The following is a 1966-nucleotide window of genomic DNA, read 5'->3' as shown; positions in this document are numbered from 1 at the left end:
TAATATCTTCCTGATTCGCGGTGTGTCCCCGCTCTTTCATCCATGCCGCTAAACACTTTTCAGCCGCTGCATACGCTTCCCCTTGTTGCCAGCCTGTAATTCCTGCTCGCGTTGCGATTTCTCCCGCCATAGCAACAAGGGCAAAACGGGTAATTGCACGGCCAACCTGATTACCTGCATTCTCTGGCATCATGTTTGCCGTATATTCTTTCAATAAGGCTTTAGCCGTTCCTGAAATAGACGTCAGATCATGAGTGAGGTATTTCAGCCAGTCGCGGAACGGTGCGCCATGATATTTAGTCACGGCCTGTTCAAGGTACTCCACCAGTGATTTACCGCTGGCAAACTGGTACAATTCTTCAAACACACCGTGTTTACCTGAATCACTCGGAATTTGGATCATACGCACTTCCACACCGGCATAAGTGCGTTCGCCAGCATTCGCCGCATGTTCAACTAAAGAGAGTTCCCCTGTTGATAAGAAAAGTAAATTCCAGCGGTTGGTTTCTCTGACGCTTCCGTCTGTTTTCGCTCTGGCCTTACCCTGACCATTTGCCAGCATATAGGCAATATTACCCGCTTCACGCCCGTCAACTTCTCTGATTTCGTCCAGCATCAACGTTGCATCATTACGGCGGCAGGCTGTACCTTCAAGGCTGGATTAACACAATAAGTGCAATATGCGCCCCGTATAGGCTTCGATGGGTGTTAATCCATTTAAAACCTTTCTTGGTGTCATATTTAATCTTAATTCTAAATCACTGACATCTTGCTCTGTGAGTGAACCAAAAGCCGTTCCTTTAGGCCATTGACGTCGAACTAAACCATTTGTATTTTCATTCGTTCCTCGCTGATAACTGGCATAAGGTCGGGCAAAGTAGATTTGAGCCTTTGTTGATTGGCTGACCTTTTCATGCCGGGCGAATTCGCCACCGTTATCCAATGTTACTGTGTGAACTGATGAAACACGATTTAACAATGTATTCATGACGTTGGATACCGATTCTGCCGTTCTATTTTGGGTTTTTGCCATTAACAATAATCGGCTTTTCCGATCAACCAGTGTGACCAGATAAGCATCCTGACCGTATATCGTGTCCCCTTCAAAATCGCCGGTGCGAGCCCGTTTATCCGCAATAGCAGGACGTTGACTGATATCCACCCGATTCGGGATGTGGCTCTGGCCAGCCTGACGTTTACCGCCTTTCCTACGCGTTTTACCAAAGCGGGGTAACCGCTTGTAAAGCGAGCCTCCGGCGTCACGATCTTCGCGGATACGCCGATAAAGCGTGCTGTGGCTAAGGGTTATCTCCGGACACTCCAGACGCATTCGGTAGTGAATATTCTCTGGCGACCAACCCATTGATAATCCTTCAGACAAGATATTCTCATGCCGCGGATGATGTTTTTTAAACTTAAAAGCCGTCTTTTTTCGATGATTCTTCAATATTTCTGCCGAGTTAGCACAATATTGCTTATCGTTTGCATTGCGTTTCAGTTCACGTGAAACCGTGCTGGCATGTACACCCAGCGCTTCAGCAATCTGATATTGTGGAAAACCCTTGTTATACAGGGCTTGAAGCTGATATCTTTGCCCAAGAGTCAACTGTCGGTACTGTCTGGTTTGTTTATGCATATCAGGCCATGATTTCAGGTGTGAGAGCCATGAAATGTATCACAGTTGACTCACTCCTTTTAATACCCCGCCGATTGCACTTAATATGTTAATTCAGCTCCTCCCATTCTAATAAACGCCCGTAATTACTACTGTCAGCATCACAGGTAATTGCAGTCACTTTTATCGGGCTACTAATTTTGATGTTCCTGACTTCGGTATCACCATCCGATTTATTGACGAGCTTGTCATACCATAAATATTCTTGCGTCAACCGGAAGCCTTGCGGTAAATAGGTTTTATCTTTTCCGCAGTAGGTCATTTCTTCAAAGAATGCTTCTTTTACCTTGC

The 1966-nt window shown here is 45.8% G+C and carries 1 protein-coding gene and 2 pseudogenes; all 3 read right to left on the bottom strand.

The features are described from left to right. Positions 1-661: pseudogene (locus PSI17_RS16625) on the bottom strand (DUF927 domain-containing protein); the annotation flags it as partial. Then, positions 662-1636: an IS30 family transposase gene (locus PSI17_RS16620; RefSeq protein ID WP_273553020.1), complete on the bottom strand. Its 975-nt coding sequence runs from the start codon at positions 1634-1636 to the stop codon at positions 662-664. It lies immediately after the preceding pseudogene. A gap of 91 nt (positions 1637-1727) precedes the next feature. Beyond that, a pseudogene (locus PSI17_RS16615) lies at positions 1728-1966 on the bottom strand (DUF927 domain-containing protein); the annotation flags it as partial.

This window comes from Xenorhabdus sp. IM139775 (genome assembly GCF_028598745.1).
Lineage (GTDB): Bacteria > Pseudomonadota > Gammaproteobacteria > Enterobacterales > Enterobacteriaceae > Xenorhabdus.
This window is presented reverse-complemented; position numbering and strand designations above follow the sequence as displayed.